We start from the raw sequence: 25,018 nt of genomic DNA on the forward strand, positions 1-25,018 counted from the left end.
ACCAGTCGTACAGACCGATCTCCAACTCCGTGGCGTTCATGGCCTTTCATCCCCTCGAAGCCCGCCTCCACATCGTGACGCCCTCCTTCTCCTCGGCCACCCAGGCGGGCGACCGGCGGACCCTGCGCGCGAGTCGCGCCAAGGGAGCGACAGGGCTCAGCGTCCTCAATGTGGAACGGGTGGACGACTGGTACGCGGACCAAAAGGCCTCCTGCTCGGCCACCGGGCTCACGTGGCGGGCGGGAGCCGGAGAGAGCAGGGGAACCAGATCCTCTGGTCCCGGATTCCTCGCGGACGGCAGGAGATACACCATGCCGCCGCCGGACGCGCTCGCCAGCGGCGAGGGCCGGGCGTTGGCCCTGGCGCCGTTGCAGCACAGCAGCACGCCCTGCTGCTCGATCTGTCTCCTCACCTCCTGAAGCGCGAGGAAGAGATCGGCGCCGTCGGCCTCGAACGATCGCCCATCGGGGGCCACTGCCCTGATCGTCCACGGCTCATCCTCGGAGGAATGGACGATCCATTCCTGCGCGCCAGCCGGCGTCCGGGCCGGAACCACCGTCTTGGTCATTTCGCTCCATACCCTGGGTTCTCGATCGTCTCGCCGGTGGGTCGTGCCCACTCCCAGCGTCTGGCCCGCACGATCATCGAGGGATCGATCCCGTCCGGGAACACGATCTCACGTTCGGCGCGGAAGACGTAGTTGAACGGCAGAGCCTTGTTCACTCGGATTCCCGTGCCGGGCTGACGGATCTCGTAGACCCATGTCCTTCCCTTCGCCCATTGCGGGAACATCGCCGCCAGGCTCTCACGGTCGCTCGTGCCGACCCAGGCCGATGGCGTGTTGTTCCAGCCGTAGTCCTGGATGTCGGTGTTGGTGCCCTTGGACTGGAACCCTTCCTTGAAGACCAGGTCGGGATGCCTGGCGTCGCCGCGGAACACCCGCTTCGGGGTGACGATGGCCCGCTCGGGCACCTTGATGTGCCGGAACGCGGGCTTGGTCTCCGCCTTCCTGGCCGCACCGGAGAACAGCTTCCCGAGTGCGCCCTTGACGACGTTCAAGACGGTGCCGGGCTTTGACGCAGCCTTGGCGCCGCCGCCGACGCCGGCCGCCCCCGGCAGCAACGGCGTGATGAACTTGCCGATCCAGTGCCCGGCCTTGTACCAGGCGCCGCTCTGGTCCGGCCCCCGGATGGTCTGATAGACGCTGACCAGACCCTTGCCCGCGCGGTCGTTCTTGATCTTCTGGGCGTTGCCGTCGGTCCAGCCGAACCGGTCGGTGACCGTGTAGACGCTCTCGGCGATGTCGTAGTAGCCGTCGATGACGCCGTTCTTGATGCCGGACCCGAACTGCTTGGCCTTCTTGACGGTGTTGTCCCACCACTTCCACAGACCCGTGCTGTCACTGAAGGTGACCGGCGAGTTCTCGGTGTAGGCGTAGCCGTTGAGCTGCTGCGGGTCCGTGAGGTCCATGACCGGGTCGACGCTGAGGAAGCGGCCCGTCGTGGGGTCGTACTCGCGGGCTCCGAGGTGCGTCAGACCGGTGTCGGGGGTGTCGTCGGTGCCGCCGACGAAGCCCTTGCTGCCGGCCCAGGCGGTCGGGGCCGTTCCTCGGATGCCTCCGAAGGGCAGGGTGCGGCGCTGGGTCAGCTTCTGGGTGGCAGCGTCGACCGCGAGCTGGCCGGTGCCCTGGTGGTCGGCGAGGGTGAAGGCGATGGCCCCGTTGTCGGACTTGACAGCCTGGTGGCCGCCGCCGAGCGGGGTGTAGCGGGTGGCCTTCGCCTTGTCGGCCCCCTTGGTGAGGATGAGCTCGGTGTGGGCGAGGTAGAGCGTGGTCGTCGAACCGGTGCGGCCGATCAGTCGGCTGCCGTCGGCGCCGTAGACGTACTCGGTGACCTTCCCGGCCTTGGTGGCCTTGGCCAGGTGGCCCTCGGCGTCCCACTCCAGCTTCTGGCCGCCACGGGTCGTGGTGTTGCCGGTCGCGTCATAGCCGTACGACTGCTCGCTGGTGGAGCCGTCGGGGCCGCGCGTCGTGAGGGACTTCAGCGCGTGCGGCTGGTCGCTGCCCCGCGTCGGGTAGCTGTACGTCCGCTTGATGTCCTTGGCGCTGTCTCCCGAGGAGTCGTGCAGGGTTTCGGTGAGGCGGTTGCCGGTCTTGTCGTAGGTGTAGGTCTGCCAGTACGGCGCCGGGCCGCCCACCGCACTGCGGGACGGGGCGGTGGCGCAGGTCTTGTCGCCCTGCGTCCATGCCTCCGTCAGCCGCCGTAGATAGTCGTAGCCGAAGCACTGGGTGTCCGTGCCGGAGCGGGAGGTGTCCGAGACGGACAGGATGTTGCCCGACTGGTCGTAGCGGTAGGTGTGGTGGCGGTCGACGCCGTTCACGTCCTGCCGGTCGACCCGCGAGGTCGCCAGGCGCTGGGTGCCCCACTCGTAGGTGTTGGTGACCTGGACCGGCTTGGCGCCGGCGGCGGTGCCGTACATCTTGTACTGGAGCGGCTTGCCGGTCCTGGAGTAGTTCGTCTCCGCCTTGAAGCCGTCGCCCAGCAGCGATACGGGCCGCAGGGTCTGAGGCTCGTACGTGTACGAGTAGCCGCCGCCTGGCAGCGAACCGGCCGCCGAGTAGCTCACGCCTCGGACCAGACCGGACGGCAAGTAGGCGGTGCCGGTCTGGTAGGTGCCCGCGAGGGCACCCTCCCGCTCGGGGACGACCACCGCCGTGCGCACCGGCCGGTAGAGGCGGTCGTACTGGGTGACCTTGGACGTGTACGCGGCCCCGTCGACGTAGCGTGTGGCCTCGGCAAGGAGGCCCTTGGCGCCGCTGACGGTGTCGTACGTCCACTCGGCACGCAGGGTGCCCGTGGCGGAGCCCTCGCGCAGCTCGGTTCGGCGGTCCAGGCCGTCGTAGACGCGGGCGAGAACGGTACCGCGTGCGTCCTTGGTGGTGGTGAGCAGACCGCGGTCGTCGTAGGTGTTGATCGTGGTGCCCCGGTCAGGGTCGTCCACGCGGGTCTGGCGGCCGCGTTGGTCGTAGCCGTAGCTCCAGGTGTTGCCGACCGGGTCGGTGACCTTCTCCAGCTGTCCCTTCGGCAAGTACCCGTACGTCGTGGCGTCGTAGGCGGCGTCGGCGCTGCGGGCGTGGTGCTGGCGCAGCTCGGTGACCTGGCCACGGGCGTCGACGATCGTCGTGGTGGCGGTGCCGCCCTCCGGCGGGATCACGGTGGTCCGGTCACCGCCGTGGATCGTGCGGGTGATGCCGAGGGCGGCACCGCCGTCGCCGTTGCCCGCGATGTCCCGGGTCTCGGTCTCCCGGCCGAGCCCGTCGTAGGTGTGCCGGGTCTGGGTCTCCACGGTGAGCGCGTCGGTCGGCTTGAACAGGGCGCGGTTCGGGGCGGATTGGTCGTTGTAGTACGGCGCGAAGGTCTTCGCCGTCAGACCACGCTCGTCGTAGAAGACGTCCGTGAGGATGCGGCCGCCGTCCGGGCCCGGTGCCTGGGTCTGGCGCTCGCGCAGGAAGCCGTCGTAGAGGACGTACGAGGCGCGCTGCCCGCCGTTGTTGTCGAGGGTCCGGGTGCGGATCGCGGCCGGTTTGCCCTCCTCGGTGAAGTAGGTGAACTCGTAGCTCGGGGTCTGGCTGGTGCGCCGGTCGGGGAGCCAGATCTTGCTGGACCGGCCCAGCGCGTCGTAGGTGAACTCGGCGCGCTTGCGGTTGGGGTCGACCTGGGCGGACGGGCGGCCGCGCAGCGCCTCGAACTCGGTGACCGTGGTCTGTGCCGTCGACGCGACGCCCGGCTTCGCGGGCGGGGTCGTCTCGGTGACCTTGGTGGGGAAGCCGGTGGCGGGGCTGTAGGCGGTGGTCGTCGTACGGCCGTCCTTGCGGGCCGTGCGGACGGGCCCTGCCGTGCCGGTCACCGTGATGTTCGCGGTCAGGTCGGTGGTGGTCAGGCGCCGGCCGTAGGAGTCGAAGGTCGCCTTGGACTCCAGGTAGGTGGCCTTGGTGCCGTCGTGGCTCTTCAGCGTCGCGGACGCGGTGGCGTCGCCCTTGGTCGCGGCGTCGCCGTACTCGCCGCCGTCGTAGGCGGTGCGCACGTCGGAGACGACGTCCTTGGACCGGTCCGGAGTGCGGGAGCAGGCGCCGAGAACGGTCTCCTCCCGCGCGACCAGGGTGAGGATGGCGCCGGGGGCGTAGGTGGTGCGGGTGCAGCGGTCGTCGGCCGCCTTGGTCGTGTCGCCGAGGTCGTTGACCCGGGTGACGCGGCCGGCCACGGTGTCGAACGTCGATTCCGTCGCCGTCGTCGTCCACTTGGTGCCTGCGCCGCCGTCGAGCGATGTCCAGGACGCGGTGCGGGCGGTGCCGGTGAGATTGGCGGTGACGGTGCCCCAGTCGCGGACCTTCCTGGCGGTCTGATGGTGCCAGGGCCGGCTGACGGTCTTCGCCAGGACCTTGCCGCCGACACTCGAGTAGGTGACGGTCTTGTAGGCGAAGCCCGCCGCCGACGCGTGGTCGGTGATCGGGTCGCCCTCACCGCTGCCGAGGGAGACGGAGACCTTCTTGGTACCGCCGGAGGCGGCCTCGCGGTCGCCGTCCATGCCACGCAGGAAGTAGGTGTCCTGCTGCGTCTTCAGGGCGGAGGCGCCGCCCTGGCCGCCGGACTTGACCCGGACCTGGCCGTAGCCACGCCACTGCGACCACGTCTTGTGCTTCTGCTTGGTCAGTCCGTCGTCATCGTCGTAGTGCCAGGCCGCACCGCCCAGGTACTCGTACCTCGTCACGCCGTCCGGGGCGCCGCCGGTGTGGTCGGTCTTGGTGGTGGAGGTGACGACGTACTTGTTGAACCACTGCCGCTCCGGCGCGTCGTCGGAGTCGCCGCCGATGAACTGCGGGTAGCAGCGCGTGGTGTTCTTCTCCGGCGTCGGCAGCGCGCTCCAGGAGCAGGCGGACGCCGAGTAGTTGACGTCGACCTGGCCGCCGTACTCGTCGGCGACGGTGGACAGGCGGGCCTTGATGAAGGGGGCGTAGCCGTCACCGGTCTTGTCGAGGCGGTTGGCGAGCTGGGTGTAGGCGAAGGTGGTCTTCGGCAGGGTGATCGCCGGGGTGGCGCTGTGCCCGGTGTGCTGGATGGAGTCCAGCAGCAGCTGGTAGTCGGTGTCGGCCTTGCCCCAGCGGTGGCCCAGCTTCCAGGAGTCGACCTTGGTGTGGGTGTCGCCCTTGAGGACCTCGGTGGTGATGCCGGTCAGCCGCTTGCGGGTGAAGAACACCGGGGACAGCCGGCCCTGGTCGCAGTCCTCGTCCGCCTTGCAGTTGAGGTCCCAGGGGGTGTCGTACCAGTAGAAGGCGTCCTTACCGATGTCCGAGCAGTCGGTCTTGCTGTCCGGCAGGCAGCGCTCGGAGGTCGTGAAGTCGACCCTGGCGAGCGGCTTGGTGCCGTACATCGACGACGACTTCAGGCCGTACTCGATACGGTCCAGGGAACCACCGCGCACATAGCGCGTGTTGTCCTTGGCCTTGAGGTTGCGGCCGTAGGAGTTCTTCTCCTGGTCGTAGTAGTAGGCGGCCGCGTTGCCGTGCGGGTCGACGACGTAGTCGAGGTTCCAGCGCCACGCCTGCTTGCACCACGAGTCCGCGAAAGCAGTCTTGTGGCAGGGCTCGCCGGAGTCGTCGCCGAAGACCGGGACCGTCCAGACCGAGTCGGTGGTCTCCCTGCCGTCCTTCCAGCCGGGCAGCCGGTTGTAGCCGAAGTAGTAGCGCACGCCGCCCGGGTCGGTCAGGCGCCAGTACTCGCCGTCGTTGTCGCCGTTGCCACGCTTGGTGGAGCGCAGGCGCTTGATGCGGCTGCCGTCGTCCTGCTTGAACTTGAACTCGTCGTCACCGGCGGGGACGAGCTCGCCGCCCTTGCCGTTGAAGGTGATGAACGCGTTGTCGTAGCCCCAGCACAGGTCGCCCGGCTTGCTGCCGTCGGCGTTCTTGACCCCGTCGTCGTAGCACGGCTTGTAACGGCGCTCGATGAAGCCGGACCACAGGTCGAATCCGTCCCCCGCCCAGGAGGACTGGTTGTTGGTGGTGCCAGTCTGCCCGTCGATCTGGCCGGAGTTGTACGACAGGCCGAGATCCGGGGTCAGTCCGCCGGGGACGTCGGGCACCGGTATGTCGTACGACCAGGTGAAGTCACCGGTGTTGAGGTCGGTGTCCCAGGTCGCGGAGGGGGACAGCTTGCTGGCGGTGTAGTCGCCCTTCCCGGCGGTCTCCTCGGCGGCGGCGACCGCTGCGAGGACCGTCGGGCCGGACGAGCGCAAGGACACCCTGGACGCGGTCAAGGTCTGCCGCTCGGTGTCGTTGACCGTCTCGACGGGGGTCGCGGTGCGGCACTCCGCCTTGTCGGGCTTGTCGAGGGCGCACGCGGGCAGCTCGACCAGCGTGAGCCGCGATCCGTAACCGCCGCCGAACGCCTCGGCGAAGGAGGAGTAGTCGAGGGAGGCGTCGACGGTACCGGGGCTGCCGTCGGCTTCAAGGGTGAAGACGACACCGTTCACGCCGGCCCGCTCGGCTGCGGTGCGGCCCAGGACGCTGGCGCTGGCGGTGCCTTGGGTACTGGTACTGGTCCGAGTGGCTGCGGTGAACCGTACGGACCGTTGTCCGGTCGTGGCCACTCGGGGCGTGGCGGGCCCGGTCACCCTGACCAGCTCCGCGCCCTCCCTCGGCCAGGCAGCCCTCGGCTTGCCCTGGGGCGTGCGGGGCTCCTTGGCGGCGGTGCGGGGCTCGCCCGTGCGAGCGTCCTTGCCTTTGACCGGCTTCTCGGCCGAAGGGAGGCCGGGCAGGTCGTGCCCCGCCGTCGGGGTCGCTGATGCTGCGGCGGTCTGCAGCACCGAGCCCACCATGACGGCGGACAGAGTGAGCGCCACCCTTCGTCGGACTGCCATATGCAGTCGCGATCTGGATGTTCCAGACATATGCGGCTGTAATCCTCGTGTGGGATGGGCACCGGCCACGTCCCCGGAGGGACGGGCCGGCGGAAAGGAAGGAGAAAGGAAAGAGAAGGACAGGGACCGCGGGTGTCAGCCGACGCCTGGTACCTCGGTCGGGAGGTCGAACCAGGTCGTGGCCAGCTTCTCGACCTGCTCGTCGGTCAGCGCGCCCTGGAAGGTCCAGACGTCGTCGACCAGGCCGGGGAAGTACCCGCCCCAGGCCCCGTCGGTCTTGGCACGGCCGATCTGGAGGGACTTGGTCGCCTTGAAGGCCAGCGTGTTTTCCGCCCAGGAGACCTGGTCCGCGCACGCGTCCTCGTCGGCTTCCCTGTCGCCGTCGGTGTCGCCGCAGGAGACGACCTGGAGCGTGCCGTTGACGTACAGGCGGGCCTGCTTGGCGAAGCCGTCGTAGACGACGGCCAGGTGGTTCCAGTCCCGCGCGTCGGAGAACTCGCTGTTGGCGACGCGTACGACGGTCGCGTCCGTGCCGTCCCTGTCCGGCACCGTCAATTCCCAGTGGCCGAGGCCCTCCGGATCGGCAGTGTCCGGGACGAAGCGGACGCTGAAGGCACTCTGCCCGGAACCCTCGGCGCTCACCAGCGAGACCCCGCTCTTGGGCAGCGCGGCGGCCTGGGCCCACGCGGTGACGGTGTAGCTGGCGCTGGTGTCCACCGGGACGGACGTAGTGGCCGCGTAGCCGCGGACGCCGTCGAGCTCCAGGCTGCCGTAGTCGATGAAGGCCGAGTCGGACTTCGTCGCACCGCCGTTCAGTGTGAGCGCGCTGCCGCCGGAGACGGCGTTCGGCATGGTGACCGTATCGGTCCCAGTGGTCTCCTCGAAGTTCCAGCGGCTCTTGACCAGCGGCCGCTGCTGGAACATCTGACGGACCTCGTCGTCTGCGACCGGACGGTCGAAGAGGCGGACCTCGTCAATGCCGCCGAGGAAGTAGTCGACGTACTTGCCCGTCCAGATGGTCCGGCCGACCTGCAGGCGGCCCTGGGCCTGCCAGGTCTTCGGGGCGGCGTCGGTGCCCTGCAACTGCCCGTTGACGTACAGCCGGATCTGCTGGGTGATGGCATCATGGACCGCCACCAGGTGGGCCCACTCACCGGGCCGGGCGGGCTGCTTGGCCACCACGCGCTGCTCCCTGATGTTGCCCGCCTGGACGTCCTCCAGCGAGGTGCGCAGGGACCAGGTCTTCTCCCCCGCCTCGTACGACAGATAGAACGGGCTGTAATAGGTGCCGCTCTGGCTGAGCACTGTGCGGTTGCCGGTGGTCTCCCCAGCGGACAGCTTCGCCCAGGCCGACACCGTGTACGAGCGGGCCGTGTTGAGCACCGGGCGGTCGGTGGCTGCGTAACCGCTCTTCCCGTCCAGCGTCAAGGCCGCGCCCGCGACACCACTCGCCCCGCTGGTCACACCGCCGTGAAGAGTCAGCGGCTGCTCGGCCGCCGTTCCGGCGATCTCGGTGGCGGCGGCCTCCTCGTCCAGCGGGAAGACGGCACGCGCCGGGCGCCCGCTGGTGAGACCCTGACCCCGGCGCAGCAGTCCGGCCTCGGCGGTGGTGACCGCCCGGTCGAAGATCCGCACATCGTCGATCGTGCCGGGGAAGAAGGACTTGTGGGTGCCGCTGTAGATGCCGGCGCCCAGTTGAAGGCCCCGGCGGGCCTCCCAGGCGGTGGTGTACGCGGTGGAACCGGCGAGCTTGCCGTTCACGTACAGCCGCAACTGCTTGGCCTTGCCGTCGTACACGCCGACGAGGTGGGTCCACTCGCCCGCCTCGGCGTCTCCGGGCGCGGCGGCCATGGCGCGGGCGATGGAGGCCCCGGCTGTGTCGGAGGTGTACTGGTTGAACACCCAGCGGTCGTAGTACCGGGAGTAGTACAGCTCGAAGCCCGGCGAGTGGTTGCCCGGCTGGGCGGCGATGATCGCCGCGTTCTCCGGCATCCGGTCGAGTCGGGCCCAGACCGCGACGGAGAAGCTGTCCGAGGTGTCCACGACGGTGAGGTCGGAGTCGGCGTACCCGGATGTGCCGTCGAAGTGGAGCCCGGTGCCTTCCCTGCCCTCGGCGCCGAGGGTGGCGCCGCCGTGCAGCCGTACGATCCTCGGGGGCGTCGCACCCGCGGCCGCGGTGGCGCCGGCGGGCTCGTCCAACTGCCAGGCCGCCCGCTCCGACTGCCCGGCCTTGACCCGGAACTGGTAGGTGCGGACCTCCGAGCCGTTGCCCGCCTGGTCGAACGCCTGGGCGGTGACGAAGTTCAGGCCCGGCTTCGCGGGCAGCAGCCGTACAGCTCTGGCCGCGCCGCCACTGGTGGTGATCTGCCGGGACGCGGACGGGTCGGTGTTGAACCCGTAGCGGTAGCGGACCGCGTCCGTGGAGGACGAATCAAGGGAAAACGTGCCGTACTGGCCGACCCCGTCGTACCACGGGTCGTCCGGGTCCTCCGGGTCCGACGCGGGGTACTGGCCCGAGGAGATCGCGGGTGCCTTGGGCACACTGGTGTCGTAGACGAAGTAGCAGCCCGTCGGATCCCCGGCGTACGACCACGGTGAGTACTGCGCCCCGTCGTACGAACGGACGTACCAGTGGACCTGCTTGTTCGGCGTGATCGACTTCGGCAGGGCGATGGAGAAGCTCGAACCGGACTTCTTGTACGACGTCCGGGCCGGCTTCCAGCGGGCGATCAGTCCCTTGCCGTCACCGGAATCCCACTTCGCCTGGAACTGGACCGCGATGTTGTCGCCGTCCGGGTCGGTGATGTTGTTCGCATAGATCTTGCCCAGCGTGCGCACGCGGGCCGCGCTCCCGGGCTTCTTGCAGGTGCCGCCGTACTCCATGGCGAGCTGCGACATCTTCACCTGCCGCGGCGCGCGGTTGTACTTCACGCGCAGGAAAGCCTTGTTCGAGAACCGCTTCCAGCCGTACCGGTCGGACTCGCTGGTGGCACGCAGCCCGAACGTCATCGTCGACCACTTGCCGTTCGCCGCCTCCTGGACCGCAGACTTCACGTTGAACTCGGCGTCCTTCGCGGCGCAGCCCGTGTAGCCGTGCGCGAACGACTTGCTCGCCAGCTTCTTGACCCAGAAGCCGGACGCGTTCTGCGAGTTCCAGGTGGTCGACGACGAGATGCCCTTCGTCCGCCACAGCTGCACCGAGCGCGCCGAGCAGGACGCCGAGTGCACATTGCGCACCACGAACTCCGCCGACAGGATCGTCTTGCCCGCGAACTTCGAGGTCGGCACGCGGTAGAAAAGCCGCTTGGTATCGTGCGGCTTGCAGTAGGCCCAGCCACAGTAGCCCAGGCCCGCGTTCGACTTGCCGTTGAACTTCCACTGCGGAGACGACGCCCAGTACTTCGACGCCATCGTCCAAGCTGAGGCACGCGGTGAGTACCACTGCGGGTCGATGAACACCGGGTACTGGGTGTCCTTGCCCTTCAGCACGTCCTGGTCCGGCTTGAGGACCAACTCGCGGCCGCCCGCCGGGAGATCCACGGCGACGGGGGCGAGCTTGGCGGACTCGGTGGGGCCGGGTTCACTGTCGGTGGCGGCGTCCGAAGCCGGGTCGGCCTCGGCCGAAAGGGGGGCGCTCCGCAGGAGCTGAGGAGCAGCACCCTTGTCGGCGTCCCTGGTGTCATCCTGGTCGGCACCGCCATCGGCACTGCCGTTCCCGGAGTCCCACATCAACGGCTTGGGCGCCTCGAACACCGCGTTCCCGGCACCCTCGTCGACCGCGACCAGGCCACCGCCCGCGGTCTCCTTCACCTCCATGCCGTCCGCAGCCAGCTTCAGCCGCAGCTCGGCCAGCGCCGGACTCGCCGCCGCCTCGGCCGAGTTGACCACGAGTAGCTGGGTGAACCCGTCCTCCTGCGCGCCCATGCGCAGATCGACATCCGGCAGCACGTTCCGGTACGTCGCCGTGGCACCGTCCAATTCGGGCACGGGCAATTCGCCCGGCCAGGACAACGCCAGCTCCCGCCCCGCCCTGTTCATCCGCACCAGCGGCACGTCGGTCCCGCCGCCGGAGAACGCCAGACCGACGGTCGTCACCTTCGGCGCGACCACGCCGTCGCCGGTCCGCGCCAGATCCGTATCGATGGCCTTCCACTCACCACCGACCCGGGCCCGCACAGGACGCAGGTACTCCCGCGTCTCCAGGTCCCCCTCGGGGGTCACGAACACGTCGTGGCTCTCACCGCGCAGTGAGGTGATCTCCACACTCCGGCCGGTCCGTTCGGCCTCCGCCCGTGCCTCCTCCTCGGAAAGCGGCGCCTTCCCGACGGCGGAACGGGCCTGCGTTTCCAGCGTATTCGGCCGTGCAGCGGTCGACGCCGTCGCGGTGGCAGGCAGCAGCCCGACCCCGAGAACGGAGCTCAGAGCGATCGCGATGGTTCCCCCGAACGCCACGCATACGCGCACGCGTCATCATCTTCAGTTCCCCCGCATCATGAAAAACATATGAAACTTTTGTGGTCGGGGGGGAACTTAACTCACGCACACAAGTTCGGTCCAGGCCTGTTGATTCCGGTCACTCCAGTCGCACACGACCAACGGGCAGTGCCTGAGCGACTCCCACAACTCACTCTCCGCCAGCTCATGGGCCACCGCCCGTCGAGGTTCGTACGGGCGGGCACGACGGGCCTCGGCACCATCGTGACGTTCTCGGCGGACAGGGAGTCCTCCTCGAACAAGGGATGGTCGGTGAGCACCCGGCGCATCGACTCGCTGCGACGCTCGAGCCCGCCTTCGCCGTGCCGTCCCGGCCCGACCACACCGACTTCGCCGTCGCCCGGCAGCGACACTTCCTCACCTGTGCCAGCCCACCGAGTTCGAGTCCGAACTCGCCGCGGGCGACCTGCGCCCTCTCTCTCCTGCCTGGCTCTCCGCGCTCACCCGCTGGGAACTGCAGGAGGACGTCGACGAGGACGAGTACACCTCCACCGTCGAGCCGCCCGTACCCGTCGGTCTTTCGGCCTCGGCCGCCGAGAGCGCGACGAGCGAGTCACCGTCGGGCACCAGCCAACCCGGCAGGCGCTGCGCCATCGCCTCGTCCGCCACCAACGCTCCCCCCTCCGCCCCACTCCGGCCCACCTGCCGACCCTCCCACGGATGTGGGTCCCGTCCGTGGGCGACGCTACGGCGTGAACCTCACCAGACGTCACCCCTCGACAGCCAGGGTTTCTCCCCGCCTGTCGGAACAGCACAAGCCATACGCCGCCGACCACCATTCCCAAGGCCCCCGAAACCCTGGGCTCCCCCAAGGGGCAGCGAGGCGATTCTGACTAGCCGCCATGCACGCTTGTCCACCGACTGTCCACCGGAGCGCTTGCCTGCATAGGCAACCGAAGAGCTAAATGCACCAAACCTGCTGGTCAGAGCCCTGCTACGGTCCAACGACAACAAGGAGCGAACCCGTGACCTACGCATTGCGATGCACAGACGTACAGTGCCCGATTTGCCGAGATTCCAAGGTCAACAAAAACGAGAAACCCCAGGTCAGAGGCCTGAACTGGGGTTCACCATGGAGCCGCCTTCGGGATTCGAACCCGAGACCTACGCATTACGAGTGCGTTGCTCTGGCCATCTGAGCTAAGGCGGCGCGCCGCATGCACCATGGTGCGATCGGCAACGTCGGTAAGTCTACACAGTTTCCCGGGGTGCTTCGTACCGGCCCCGGAGGGTGCACGGACCGTCGATCTGATCTTGCTTCCGGCTCTCCCGGCGACGGCCGAATGGGGGATCGCCGGGAAGCCGGATCGCCGGGAGGCACGACAGGAGGTCCCACCCGTTCCGGACAGGCGGCGACGCCGTGCTCTGCCGGGTGGGGCCAATGACCGCCCGAGCCGGGCGGCCCGGGGCCGGGTCCGTGGACCGGGGCTACGAGCAGCGCTTTCCGTCGTCCGGAGCGGTGCCGCGCAGCAGGTAGGCGTTGATCGCGGAGTCGATGCAGGCGCTGCCGCGGCCGTAGGCGGTGTGGCCGTCGCCGTCGTAGGTGAGCAGGCGGCCGGAGGAGAGCTGGCCGGCCAGGGCCTCGGCCCAGCGGTAGGGGGTCGCCGGGTCACGGGTGGTGCCGACCACGACGATCGGGGCGGCGCCGTCGGCGGTGATCCGGTGCGGTTCTCCCGTGGCCCGCACCGGCCAGTACGTGCAGTTCAGGGAGGCCCAGGCGAGGCCCTCGCCGAAGACGGGGGACGCCTTCTCGAAGTCGGGCAGCGCCTCGCGCACCTCGTCCGGGGAGGAGAAGGCGGGCGGGAGGTCGATGCAGTTCACCGCAGCGTTGGCGAACATGAGGTTGCTGTAGCTGCCGTCGGCGTCCCGCTCGTAGTAGCTGTCGGACAGGAGCATCAGGCCCGCGCCGTCCTTCTCCTTCATCGCCGAGGTCAGTGCCGCGCGCAGCTGCGGCCAGGCGCCCTCGTCGTACATCGCCGCGATCACGCCGGTGGTGGCCAGCGATTCGGTGAGCCTGCGCCCGTCGGCGTCGCCGACCGGGATCGGGGCGGTGTCCAGCCGGTCGAAGAACGCCTTCAGGTTCTGCCCCGCCCGGGCCGCCGACGTGCCGCTGCCGCCCAGCGGGCAGTCCGCCTGCTGCACGCAGTCCTCCGCGAACGACCGGAACGCCGTCCCGAAGCCGGCCGTCTGCTCCAGGTTCAGCCTGCGGGCGGGCAGCGACGGGTCCATCGCCCCGTCCAGCACCAGCCGCCCCGCCCGCTCCGGGAACAGCCCGGCGTACGTCGCCCCGAGGAACGTCCCGTACGAGGCCCCCACATACGTCAGCTTCTCGTCCCCGAGGACCGCCCGCAGGACGTCCATGTCCCGGGCCGCCTCCACGGTGGAGACATGGGGCAGCAGCTCCGGGGCGTCCGCCCCGCAGCCCTCGGCGAACTCCTTGTAGGCGTCGACGAGCCCCTCGGTCTCCTCGGCGTCGTCCGGCGTCACGTCCGTCTGCGTGTACGCGTCCATCTCGCGTCCGTCGAGGCACTCCACGGGTTCGCTGCGGGCCACGCCCCGCGGGTCGACCGCCACCATGTCGTAGCGGGCGCGGACACCCTCCGGATAGCCGATGCCCGCGTACTGCTGGAGGTAGCCGATCGCCGAGCCGCCCGGTCCGCCCGGGTTGACCAGCAGCGAGCCGATGCGCTCGCCCGGACCGGTGGCCTTCTTGCGCGCGACGGCGAGCAGGATGTCGCCCTCGGCCGGCTTCGCGTAGTCGAGCGGCGCCTTCATCGTGGCGCACTGGAAACCGGGGACGCCGCAGTCGCGCCAGCTCAGCTTCTGCCCGTAGTACGGCGCCAGGGCGGACGGGGTGGCCTCGGGGAGTGCGGCCAGGGCCGGGTCCGACGCCGAGGTGGCGGAGGTCGATGCACCCTCGGAGGAGCAGGCCGTGGCGAGCAGGGCGGCGGCGAGCAGGGCGAGACCCGTACGGGGGCGTAGGCGGGGGCGGGGGCGGGGGCTGCGGAGAGTGCGCCTGATGTGCATTGAGCGAGCGTAACTCTCTGCGATGGCATGAGTGCTCTGCGTGCGGAGCGTGCCTCTTATGAGTGACGCCGTCAACCGTGTCCGGGCGCGGACGTGTCCCGGGATACCCGGTCGGTGTCCGTGTCCAGGGTGCGAACGGCTGCCCCGACGGCCGGTGGCTCCGTCAACCCGATCTGAGGGCCATCGTCATCGCCTCCACCGCGAGCAGCGGCGCCACGTTGCTGTCGAGGGCGTCCCGGCACGCCGCGATCGCCTCGATCCGGCGGAGGGTGGCCTCCGGGGTGGTGGCGCGCGCGAGCCGGTCGAGAGCGTCCTCGGCGTCGGCACTGGCGATCGCCGTGCGGGAGCCGAGCTGAAGGGCGAGCACGTCCCGGTAGAAGGCGGTGAGGTCGGTCAGGGCGAGATCGAGGCTGTCGCGCTGGGTACGCGTCCTGCGCCGCTTCTGCTTGTCCTCCAGCTCCTTCATCACCCCCGCCGTGCCGCGTGGCAGCCGACCCCCCTGGGCCGCGCCCAGCGCCGCCTTCAGTTCCTCGGCCTCCTTGGCGTCCATGCTCTCGGCGAGCTGCTTGGCGTCCTCCGCCGCCGCGTCGACCAGCTCCTGGGCCGCTCTGAGCGCACCGCCGACCTCCTCGACCCGCAGCGGCAGCCTCAGCACGGCGGCGCGGCGCTCCCGGGCGGCGGGGTCGGTGGCCAGCCGACGGGCGCGGTCGACGTGCCCCTGGGTGGCGCGCGCCGCCGCCGCGGCGGCCTCGGGCTCGATGCCCTCGCGGCGGACCAGCATGTCGGCGACGGCCCCGACCGAGGGGGTGCGCAGATTCAGGTGGCGGCAGCGGGAACGGATGGTGGGCAGCACGTCCTCGATCGACGGGGCGCACAGCAGCCAGACGGTGCGGGGCGCGGGCTCCTCGACGGCTTTGAGGACCGCGTTGGCGGACTTCTCGTTCAGCCGCTCGGCGTCCTCGACGAGGATGATCTGCCAGCGGCCGTTGGCCGGCGAGGTGAACGACTTGCGGACCGTGTCCCGCATGTCCTTGACGAGGATCTCCGCGCCCACGGCGGCCACCGTGGTCACGTCCGCGTGGGTGCCGACGAGCGCGGTGTGGCAGCCGTCGCAGAAGCCGCAGCCGGGGGCGCCGCCGAGCGCCCGGTCCGGGCTGACGCACTGCAACGCCGCGGCGAAGGCGCGGGCGGTCTGCTCCCGCCCCGCGCCCGGTGGCCCGGTGAACAGCCAGGCGTGCGTCATCTTCGACGCCTCGGGCGGCGGCGTGTCCGCCGCGGCGGCGGTGACCAGGGCGTCGGCGTCCCGGGCAGCGGCGGCGAGCTGCTCGCTCACCTTCTCCTGCCCGACCAGGTCGTCCCACACCGTCATGGGTCACGCCGTCCTTCCGTGGTCCTGCGCGCCTCGCCCCGTGGTCCTGCGGGCGTGTTCCCGTGTTCCCGTGGTCCTGCGCGTGTCGTCTTCGTCCGGTCGTCCTGCACCGCGCCGTGCTCCGTCGGGCACGCCGTCCATTGTGCGGGGGGCCACTGACAATCCGGGCGGGCTCCTGCGGCGGGGGTCAGCGCCCGCGGCCACCCCGGCCGCTGCCCCGGCCGCTGCCGTCGTCGTCACCGGCGCCCTCGTCGTCCGGGCGCGGGCCGAGCAGCTCGTCCGCCAGCGACGGCAGGTCGTCCAGCGGGGTCTCCTCGGCCCAGTCCGGCCGCTTGCGGCGGCGCGGCGCCCGCCCGGCGTCGGCCTGATGGTCCGCCCGCGGGTCCACCTGCGGGAGCTCCCGGGTGCGGTCGCCCGCCCGGTGGTCCGTCCCCTGCTCCTCCCGGCGGCGGCCGTCCTCTCGCTCGTCCCGACGGCGGTGGTCCTCTCGCTCGTCCCGGCGTCCGTCGCCCCGCTCGTACCGGCTCTCGCCGCGGTCCTCGTCCCGGAAGAAGCCCGGCGGAACCCGGTCGGCGGGGGCGTCCGCGCGCACCGGCGGCAGCACGGCGGTCTCGTCCGCAGCACCCGGCGTCACGGGCGGCAGGACCGCCGTCTCGTCGGCCGCCCTCGGTGGTACCGGCGGCAGCACAGCCGTCTCGTCCGCCGCACCCGGAGCCTCCGGCGCCACCGGCGGCTTCGGCAGCTCGGTCGTCACCTCCGCCTCGGTAACCCCCTGCGCCCCGGACGCCCCGGTCCCCTCGCCGGATCCCGTCGACCGGTCCGAGCCCTTCCCGGACTCCGGAGACCGGCCGGAACGACTCGATCGACCCGAACGGCGCCCCGGCCCCTTCCCCGCCGTCCCGGACGGACTCGAGCCACCCTCCCCGGACGGCTCCTCCGGGGACTCCTCCCGCACCGGCCGCAGCACCGTCGTGTCCTCACCCGCGCCCGGGGACGCCTGCGTCGGCGGGACGACGGGCGTCGGTACGGTGGCGTCCTCCGGTGCGGGCCGCCGCCCGGCGGGCCGGGGGGCGGCCGTCGCCCGGGGCGGCGTCCCGGGCCGGGGGCCTTCCGCCGCAGCCGCCGCGGCCTGCTCCGCCGCCCGGCGTGCCTCCTCGGCGCGCAGCAGGGCCTCCTCGGCCTCGCGCTGCTTCTCCAGACGCCGCTCCTCGGCCTCCGCGCGCAGCCGTTCCTCCTCCTCGGCCTGCCGACGGCGGCGCTCCTCCTCGGCCTCTCGGCGGGCCTCCTCCTCGGCACGGGCCCGCTCCTCGGCGAGCAGCCGGGCCCGCTCCTCCTCCGCCTTTCGGCGGGCCTCCTCCGCCCGCTGCCGGGCCTCCTCCGCCTGGCGTTCGGCCTCGCGGCGCTGGGCCTCCTCCAGCTCGCGCCGCTTGCGCTCCTCCTCCTCGGCGCGCAGCCGCTCCAGCTGCTCCTGGCGCTCGCGCTCCAGGCGCTCCTCCTCGGCCTTGCGGGCGGCCTCTTCCTCGGCCTTGCGCCGGGCCTCCTCCTCCGCCTTGCGGCGCGCCTCCTCCCGGGCCTCGATCTCGGCCTGGGACAGCGGCAGCACCTGGTCGAGCCGGTGGCGTACGACGGTGGTGACCGCCTCGGGCTCCTGGCCGGCGTCCACCACCAGATAGCGACCGGGGTCGGCCGCGGCCAGCGTGAGGAATCCGGCCCGTACGCGCGCGTGGAACTCGGCGGGCTCCGACTCGAGCCGGTCCGGCGCCTCGGTGAACCGCTCGCGCGCGGTCTCCGGGGGCACGTCCAGCAGCACCGTCAGGTGCGGGACCAGCCCGTTGGTCGCCCAGCGGTTGATCCGGGCGATCTCGGTGGGCGAGAGGTCGCGGCCGGCACCCTGGTAGGCGACGGAGGAGTCGATGTAACGGTCGGAGATGACCACGGCGCCGCGCTCCAGGGCGGGCCGCACCACGGTGTCCACGTGCTCCGCGCGGTCCGCGGCGTACAGCAGCGCCTCCGCGCGGTGCGACAGACCGGCGCTGGAGACGTCCAGCAGGATCGACCGCAGGCGCTTGCCCACCGGTGTGGCGCCCGGCTCGCGGGTGAGCACGACCTCGTGCCCCTTGGCTCTGATCCACTCGGCGAGGGCCTCGGCCTGGGTGGACTTCCCGGCGCCGTCACCGCCCTCCAGGGCGATGAAGAAGCCGTGGGACGCAGGCGCCTGCACCGGGTCGTCGCCGCCGAGCAGCGCGTCCCGCAGGTCGTGCCGCAGCGGCACCCCGGAGCGGTCGTCGACCTTGGCCAGCACGAGCGCGGCCACCGGCAGCAGCAGTGCGCCCACCAGCATCAGGGTGAACGCCGCGCCGCCGTGCGCGAACACGAACTTGCCGCTCTCCAGCCGGTGCGGCCCGATCAGGGCGGCCACCAGCGGGGCGATCACCGCACCGAGCGCCACGGCGACCCGCACGCACGCGTGCAGGTGGTCGGTGGTCCGCGCCCGGCGGTGGTCCTCGGTCTCCTGGTCGAGCAGGGTGTGCCCGGTGTTGGCGGCCACGCCCGCGCCGACGCCGGCCAGCACCAGGATCAGCAGCACGCTGGTGTCGTCCGGGACCAGACCGGCGGCCAGCAGGGCGACACCGGCGAAGGCGATCGCCAGCGCGAGCAGCCGGCGGCGCGAAAGGGACGGCAGCAGGGCGGGGGCCGTGCGGATGCCGACGACCACTCCGCCGGTCAGCGCGGCCACCATCAGTCCGTAGAGCACCGGGCCGCCGCCGAGGTCCTTGGCGTGCAGCACGGCCACGGCGACCGCGGCCGACACCGCGCAGGCCACCGCGGCACCGGCGAGCACCAGCAGCGCGAGCGCCCCGGTACGTCCCCGCTCGGCGCCCGCCGATACCTTGGGGCGACGCAGCCCCTCCAGCGGCGACCGCGCGCGGGGGGTGCGGGCCGCGGGCAGCTCCAGGAATGTCACCACGGACAGCGACGCGGCGAACAGCCCGGCCGCGACATACGACCCGAGGGCGGCCTGGTGCCCGGCGAACCAGTCGATGCCCGCGCCCAGCAGGTTGTTCAGCAGGCCGGCGACGACGAGGGCCAGCGCCGCGAGCGGGACGGCCACGAAGGTCGTCCGCAGCGACAGACGGCGCAGCGCGTCCATGTGGTCCGGCAGCGGCCGCACGCTCGCGCCCTCCGGCGGCGGGGCGGGCAGCAGGGCGGGGGCCGCGCTCTCCCGGCAGACGGTCCAGAAGCGCTCGGCGACCCCGCTGACGAAGACGGTCACCAGCAGCACGGCGAGGGCGTCGTCCGGCATCCAGTCGATCCACAGCGGTGCGACGAGGAGCAGCGCGGCGCGCAGCCCGTCCGCGCCGATCATCGTCCAGCGGCGGTCCAGCGGGCCGTCCGACGAGGTGAGCGAGGTGAGCGGCCCGAGCAGTACGGCGCCGAAGAGCAGCGTCGCCAGGATGCGCACCCCGAAGACCGTCGCCACCGCGAACGCCGCGCCACGGTAGCCGCCGCCGAAGGAGCCCGCGGCGATGGCCGCCTGGAGGGCCAGGACGACCAGGACGAGGAGGGCGAGCGTGTCGCCGACGCCCCCGACGAGATGCGCACTCCACAGCCGCTTCAGCTGTGGCCGGCGCAGCAGGGCGCGGACGGCGCGCTCGCGGGAGTCCGCGACGAGTGCGTCGTCAGAGGCCGGGTGAGGGGCCGTTGGCTGCTCGGCTCGCGTCATGCGTTCAGCCTATCGGCAGCCACCGACAGCCCCGCGCGGTTGCCCGAACGTACGCGCGCCCCGACACCGGATCGATGCCGGGGCGTTCGCTCTGCTAAGGGCTCAGTCCTCCGACGAAGCCGGGGAAGCCGACGAGGCCGACGAGGCCGACGAAGCCCTGGAGGCCGTCGTCTTCTTGGCGGTCGCCGTCTTGGCGGTCGCCGTCTTCTTCGCCGCCGTGGTCTTCTTCGCGGTGGTCGTCTTCTTGGCCGCCGCCTTCTTCGCCGGGGCCTTCTTCGCGGCGGTCTTCTTGGCCGTCGTCTTCTTGGCGGCCGACTTCTTCGCCGTCTTCTTGGTGGGGCCCTTGGCACGCTTCTCGGCGAGCAGCTCGTAGCCGCGCTCCGGCGTGATCGTCTCGACGCTGTCGCCGGAGCGCAGGGTCGCGTTGGTCTCGCCGTCGGTGACGTACGGGCCGAAGCGGCCGTCCTTGACCACGACCGGCTTCTCGCTGACCGGGTCGGTACCCAGTTCCTTCAGCGGCGGCTTGGCCGCGGCACGACCGCGCTGCTTGGGCTGGGCGTAGATCGCCAGCGCCTCCTCGAGCGTGATCGTGAAGAGCTGCTCCTCGGACTGCAGCGACCGGGAGTCCGTGCCCTTCTTCAGATACGGGCCGTAGCGGCCGTTCTGCGCGGTGATCTCGGTGCCCTCGGCGTCGGTGCCGACGACGCGCGGCAGCGACATCAGCTTCAGGGCGTCGTCCAGCGTCACCGTGTCCAGCGACATCGTCTTGAACAGCGAGGCCGTCCGCGGCTTCACGGCGTTCTTGCCGGTCTTCGGGGTGCCTTCGGGGAGCACCTCGGTGACGTACGGGCCGTAGCGGCCGTCCTTGGCCACGATGGGGCGGCCGGTGGCCGGGTCGGTGCCCAGCTCGAAGTCGCCGCTCGGCTTGGCGAGCAGTTCCTCGGCCAGTTCGACGGTCAGCTCGTCCGGCGCCAGGTCGGCGGGGATGTCCGCGCGCTGGTGCTGCTCGCTGTCCTTCTCGCCGCGCTCGATGTACGGGCCGTAGCGGCCGACGCGGAGCACGATGCCGTTGCCGACGGGGAACGAGGAGACCTCGCGGGCGTCGATCGCGCCCAGGTCGGTGACCAGTTCCTTGAGGCCGCCGAGGTGGTCGCCGTCGCCGTTGCCGGCCTCGGCGGCGCCGCCGTTGCCGGTGCCTTCGCCGAAGTAGAAGCGGCGCAGCCACGGCACTGCCTGGGCCTCGCCGCGGGCGATGGCGTCGAGGTCGTCCTCCATCTCGGCGGTGAAGCCGTAGTCGACGAGCCGGCCGAAGTGCTTCTCCAGGAGGTTCACCACGGCGAAGGAGAGGAAGGACGGGACGAGTGCCGTGCCCTTCTTGAAGACGTAGCCGCGGTCGAGGATGGTGCCGATGATCGACGCATACGTCGACGGGCGGCCGATCTCCCGCTCCTCCAGCTCCTTGACCAGGGAGGCCTCGGTGTAGCGGGCCGGGGGCTTGGTGGCGTGGCCGTCCACCGAGATCTCCTCGGCGGTGAGCCGGTCGCCCTCGGCGACCTGCGGCAGCCGGCGCTCGCGGTCGTCCAGCTCGGCGTTCGGGTCGTCGGCGCCCTCGACATAGGCCTTGAGGAAGCCGTGGAAGGTGATCGTCTTGCCGGAGGCGCTGAACTCGACGTCCCGGCCGTCGGCCGCCGTGCCGCCGATCTTCACCGTGACGCTGTTGCCGGTGGCGTCCTTCATCTGGGAGGCCACGGTCCGCTTCCAGATCAGCTCGTACAGCCTGAACTGGTCGCCGGTCAGACCGGTCTCCCCCGGAGTGCGGAAACGGTCGCCGGAGGGGCGGATCGCCTCGTGCGCCTCCTGGGCGTTCTTGACCTTGCCGGCGTACGTGCGCGGCTGCGCCGGCAGGTAGTCGGCGCCGTACAGCTGGGTGACCTGGGCGCGGGCGGCGGCGACCGCCGTGTCGCTCAGGGTCGTCGAGTCCGTACGCATATAGGTGATGTAGCCGTTCTCGTACAGCTTCTGGGCGACCTGCATCGTCGCCTTGGCGCCGAAGCCGAGCTTGCGGCTGGCTTCCTGCTGCAGCGTCGTCGTACGGAACGGGGCGTACGGCGAGCGGCGGTACGGCTTGGACTCGACGGAGCGGACGGCGAACTGCGTCTGCTCCAGGGCGTCGGCCAGGGCGCGGGCGTTCGCCTCGTCGAGGTGGAGGGTGTTCGCGCTCTTGAGCTGTCCGAGCGAGTCGAAGTCGCGGCCTTGGGCGATCCGGCGGCCGTCGACCGACTGCAGGCGTGCGACCAGCGACGACGGGTCGGAGGTGTCGCCCGGGCGGCCGGTGAGGAAGGTGCCCGTCAGGTCCCAGTACTCGGCTGAGCGGAAGGCGATGCGCTCGCGCTCCCGCTCGACGACGAGCCGGGTGGCGACGGACTGGACGCGGCCGGCCGACAGCCGCGGCATGACCTTCTTCCACAGCACCGGCGAGACCTCGTAGCCGTAGAGGCGGTCGAGGATGCGGCGGGTCTCCTGGGCGTCGACGAGCTTCTGGTTGAGCTGGCGCGGGTTGGCCACGGCCTCGCGGATCGCGTCCTTGGTGATCTCGTGGAACACCATCCGCTTGACCGGGATCTTCGGCTTGAGGACTTCCTGGAGGTGCCAGGCGATGGCCTCGCCCTCGCGGTCCTCATCGGTGGCGAGGAAGAGCTCGTCGGACTCCTTCAGCAGGTCCTTGAGCTTCTTGACCTGGGCCTTCTTGTCGGCGTTGACCACATAGACCGGCTGGAAGTCGTGTTCGACGTCCACACCGAGCCGCCGGACCTCGCCGGTGTACTTCTCGGGTACCTCGGCGGCGCCGTTGGGGAGGTCGCGGATGTGCCCGACGCTCGCCTCGACGACGTATCCGGGGCCGAGGTAGCCCTTGATCGTCTTCGCCTTGGCAGGCGACTCGACGATGACGAGTCGGCGGCCGCCCTTCGCGGTCTCGCTGGTCGGGGACAACTTCGCTCTTCTCTCCGGTCGACGCTGGGGCCTGACCCAGGCATGCTCCCGGGGTCGGGTCTGTTTCCTTGTTCGCTCGTGACGCTGCGGAGTGTGACGGTACCTCCCGCCCCCGTGTCAAACGGGAAAAGCCCGCAACGGCCACTCGAACGGTAACCCGACCGAGCCGGTTCCTGCCGCCCGGAGTGGTCGGCGGCCTGTTGGCGCCTATCCGGAGCGCGATCCCCCGGTCACCGTGACCGCATCGCCGACGGCGACCGGAACCCGGCCTTCAGGGGCGGGTGAGACACCAGACCCCGAGGGCCAGCGCGATCACCGCGGCGATGCTCGCCAGCGTCGCGGAGGCGGCCTGGCCCACCCCGTGGGCGACCGGTCGACGGTGCCGCAGGCGGGCCGCGGTCCACACCAGCAGACCGGCTCCGAACAGGGCGAACACCATTCCCGCGAAGATCGCCGGTCCGCGCTCCATGGCTCCCTGTGCCCCTTTTCTCCCGACCGTGTCCGCCCAGCCTCCGGGAGGCTGACACGTGCGGGCTGCGTCCGGGCGAACCCGAGGTGAACGGGAGGCCGCCGGTCCGTGGCGTGGCCTGTTCCCCAGGTACTCTCGTGTCTCGTTTTCCTCTGAGTTTTTTCCGGCCCCCCGTGACTCATTTCTCTCGGCTCTCCCCGGCGCCGCTCGTGTCCCACGACGGCTTGGGGCTCGATGCGCCGCGCGGCTCAGGGCACGGCCGGCTAAGGGCACCGCCAGAATCGGAGCGCGACCGGGCTCGGTGCACCGCCGGGCTCAGTGCACCGCCGGGCTCGGTGCCCGACCGGGCCCACCGCATTACCGGACTTCCTGCCTCACTGGGCATCCTGCGCGGCCGGGCTCCCTGCGCGGCCGGGCTCCCTGCGCGGCCGGGCTCCCTGCGCGGCCGGGCTCCCTGCGCTACCAGGGCTCACCGCATCGGCGGGCTGTCACCGCGCCGGTTCGAGGAACCCCTGCTCCACCAGCAGGCGGATCTGCGCGGGGGTGCGGTCGCGCAGCAGCACCGGGTCCTCGCCCACCAACTGGGCGATGGCGTCCAGAATGCGGCCGGCGCTCATCGTGCCGTCGCAGACGCCGGCGAACCCGGCGCCCACCGTGTCGACCTTGGTGGCCCGGCACATACCGCGGTTCTGCCGCAGGACCACATGCTCCGGGTCCTCGGCGCCGGGCAGCCCCACCTGCTCCTGGACGACCTCACCGGCGAGCGTGAAGCTGGCCTCCAGCAGGGCCGCGTCGTCGTGGTCCCGGAGGTAGTCGAGCCGGTCGAAGTGGGCCCGGACGGTCTCGCCGAGCGGCTGCTCCACGGGGTGCGGCCACTCCTCCACCGTGATCGACGGCTCGGCGGCCCCGGTGCGGCGCAGGGTGATCCAGCCGAAGCCGACCGCCTTGACCTTGCGCGCCTCGAACTCGTCCAGCCATGCGTCGTACCGCGCCTGGTACCGCGCCGCGTCCTCGCGGTGGTCCCCGGCGTCGCGGAGCCACAGCTCGGCGTACTGCGTGACGTCCTGCACCTCGCGCTGGACGATCCACGCGTCGCAGCCGCTCGGCACCCAGGAGCGCAGTCGGTCCGTCCACTCCTCCCCCTCCACGTGCAGCCAGTTCGCGAGGAACTGCGCGAAGCCGCCCTCGGTCAGCCGGGTGCCCGCTCCCTGAACGAGCGTGCGGCACAGATCGTCCCCGCCCATCCCGCCGTCGCGGTAGGTGAGCCGGGCGTCCGGGGAGATCACGAACGGGGGGTTGGAGACGATCAGGTCGTACCGCTCCTCCTCCCGGACCGGGGTGAACAGCGAGCCCTCGCGCAGGTCGGCCCCCGGCGTGCCGGAGAGCGCGAGGGTGAGCGCGGTGATGTGCAGCGCGCGCGGGTTGACGTCGGTGGCGGTCACGTGCGTGGCGTGCCGGGTGGCGTGCAGCGCCTGGATGCCGGATCCGGTGCCGAGGTCGAGGGCGGCGGCGACTGGCGCACGGACGGTGATGCCGGCGAGGGTGGTGGAGGCGCCGCCGACGCCGAGCACGACGCCCTCCGCGCGGTGGCCGATGCCGCCCGCGCCGCCGACCGCGCAGCCCAGGTCGGAGACGATGAACCAGTCCTCACCGCCGGGTCCGCCGTACGGCCGTACATCCACGGTGGCCGCGACCTCGCCGTCCCCGGCCGGCCTGAGCCAGCCGCTCTCCAGACAGGCGTCGACGGGCAGAACGTCCGCCACGCGCGCGTGGCGGACCGGTTGCTGGAGGAGGAAGAGCCGGACGAGCAGCTCCAGCGGCGTGTCGCCACGGGTGGCGCGAAGCGCGGGCACCGTCTCGCTGCGGGAGAGCGCCGCGTAGGCGGGGGCACCGAGCAGCTCCAGCAGCCCGTCGGCGGTGAAGGAGGCCCCGAGCAGGGCGTCGCGCAGGCGTGCGGCGACGTCGGTACGGTCGGCGGAGGGCAGGGGGGAGAGGCTGGCGTTACTCACCACCCCATTGTGACCCCGCGCCC

9 protein-coding genes and 1 tRNA gene are annotated in these 25,018 nt (G+C 71.3%); all 10 read right to left on the reverse strand.

The genetic code is table 11. From position 1 onward, the window contains the following. Positions 1–46: 46 nt before the first annotated feature. On the reverse strand, positions 47–568 hold the full coding sequence (locus V5O46_RS12440; RefSeq protein WP_332884617.1) for a hypothetical protein: 522 nt from the start codon (positions 566–568) through the stop codon (positions 47–49). Beyond that, a complete protein-coding gene (locus tag V5O46_RS12445) occupies positions 565–6,912 on the reverse strand; it encodes a scabin-related ADP-ribosyltransferase (protein ID WP_332884618.1) in 6,348 nt (2,115 codons plus the stop codon). The genes V5O46_RS12440 and V5O46_RS12445 overlap by 4 nt, the downstream gene beginning before the upstream one ends. A gap of 135 nt (positions 6,913–7,047) precedes the next feature. After that, positions 7,048–11,175, reverse strand: a complete 4,128-nt coding sequence (locus V5O46_RS12450; protein ID WP_332884619.1) for a LamG-like jellyroll fold domain-containing protein — start codon at positions 11,173–11,175, stop codon at positions 7,048–7,050. A 1,304-nt stretch (positions 11,176–12,479) separates the two neighbouring features. Further along, positions 12,480–12,556, reverse strand: a tRNA-Thr gene (locus V5O46_RS12455). A gap of 278 nt (positions 12,557–12,834) precedes the next feature. After that, positions 12,835–14,433 carry an alpha/beta hydrolase gene (locus tag V5O46_RS12460; protein WP_332884620.1) on the reverse strand — a complete coding sequence of 533 codons (1,599 nt, stop codon included), beginning with the start codon at positions 14,431–14,433 and terminating at the stop codon, positions 12,835–12,837. A gap of 163 nt (positions 14,434–14,596) precedes the next feature. Continuing rightward, complete coding sequence (locus V5O46_RS12465; protein ID WP_332884621.1) at positions 14,597–15,802, reverse strand: DNA polymerase III subunit delta'; 1,206 nt, start codon at positions 15,800–15,802, stop codon at positions 14,597–14,599. 187 nt (positions 15,803–15,989) lie between these two features. After that, positions 15,990–19,526, reverse strand: a complete 3,537-nt coding sequence (gene tmk, locus V5O46_RS12470) for a dTMP kinase (RefSeq protein WP_332884622.1) — start codon at positions 19,524–19,526, stop codon at positions 15,990–15,992. 102 nt (positions 19,527–19,628) lie between these two features. Then, positions 19,629–22,517 carry a type I DNA topoisomerase gene (gene topA / locus V5O46_RS12475; RefSeq protein WP_332884623.1) on the reverse strand — a complete coding sequence of 963 codons (2,889 nt, stop codon included), beginning with the start codon at positions 22,515–22,517 and terminating at the stop codon, positions 19,629–19,631. 271 nt (positions 22,518–22,788) lie between these two features. After that, positions 22,789–22,986, reverse strand: coding sequence for a hypothetical protein (locus V5O46_RS12480; RefSeq protein WP_332884624.1), 198 nt, complete (start codon positions 22,984–22,986; stop codon positions 22,789–22,791). 488 nt (positions 22,987–23,474) lie between these two features. Next, entirely contained in the window at positions 23,475–24,995 is a 1,521-nt protein-coding gene (locus V5O46_RS12485; protein WP_332884625.1) for a DUF7059 domain-containing protein, read from the reverse strand. Positions 24,996–25,018 lie beyond the last annotated feature (23 nt).

Origin of the sequence: Streptomyces poriticola (assembly GCF_036689765.1) — a bacterium.
In the GTDB taxonomy this organism is placed as follows: Bacteria; Actinomycetota; Actinomycetes; order Streptomycetales; family Streptomycetaceae; genus Streptomyces; species Streptomyces poriticola.

What these genes read in the sequence shown, in the direction of transcription:
- V5O46_RS12460 (WP_332884620.1), bottom strand. Translation starts at nt 14,433, where the DNA reads ATGCACATCAGGCGCACTCTCCGCAGCCCCCGCCCCCGCCCCCGCCTA.
- tmk (WP_332884622.1), bottom strand. Translation starts at nt 19,526, where the DNA reads ATGACGCGAGCCGAGCAGCCAACGGCCCCTCACCCGGCCTCTGACGAC.
- V5O46_RS12480 (WP_332884624.1), bottom strand. Translation starts at nt 22,986, where the DNA reads ATGGAGCGCGGACCGGCGATCTTCGCGGGAATGGTGTTCGCCCTGTTC.
- V5O46_RS12440 (WP_332884617.1), bottom strand. Translation starts at nt 568, where the DNA reads ATGACCAAGACGGTGGTTCCGGCCCGGACGCCGGCTGGCGCGCAGGAA.
- V5O46_RS12465 (WP_332884621.1), bottom strand. Translation starts at nt 15,802, where the DNA reads ATGACGGTGTGGGACGACCTGGTCGGGCAGGAGAAGGTGAGCGAGCAG.
- V5O46_RS12445 (WP_332884618.1), bottom strand. Translation starts at nt 6,912, where the DNA reads ATGGCAGTCCGACGAAGGGTGGCGCTCACTCTGTCCGCCGTCATGGTG.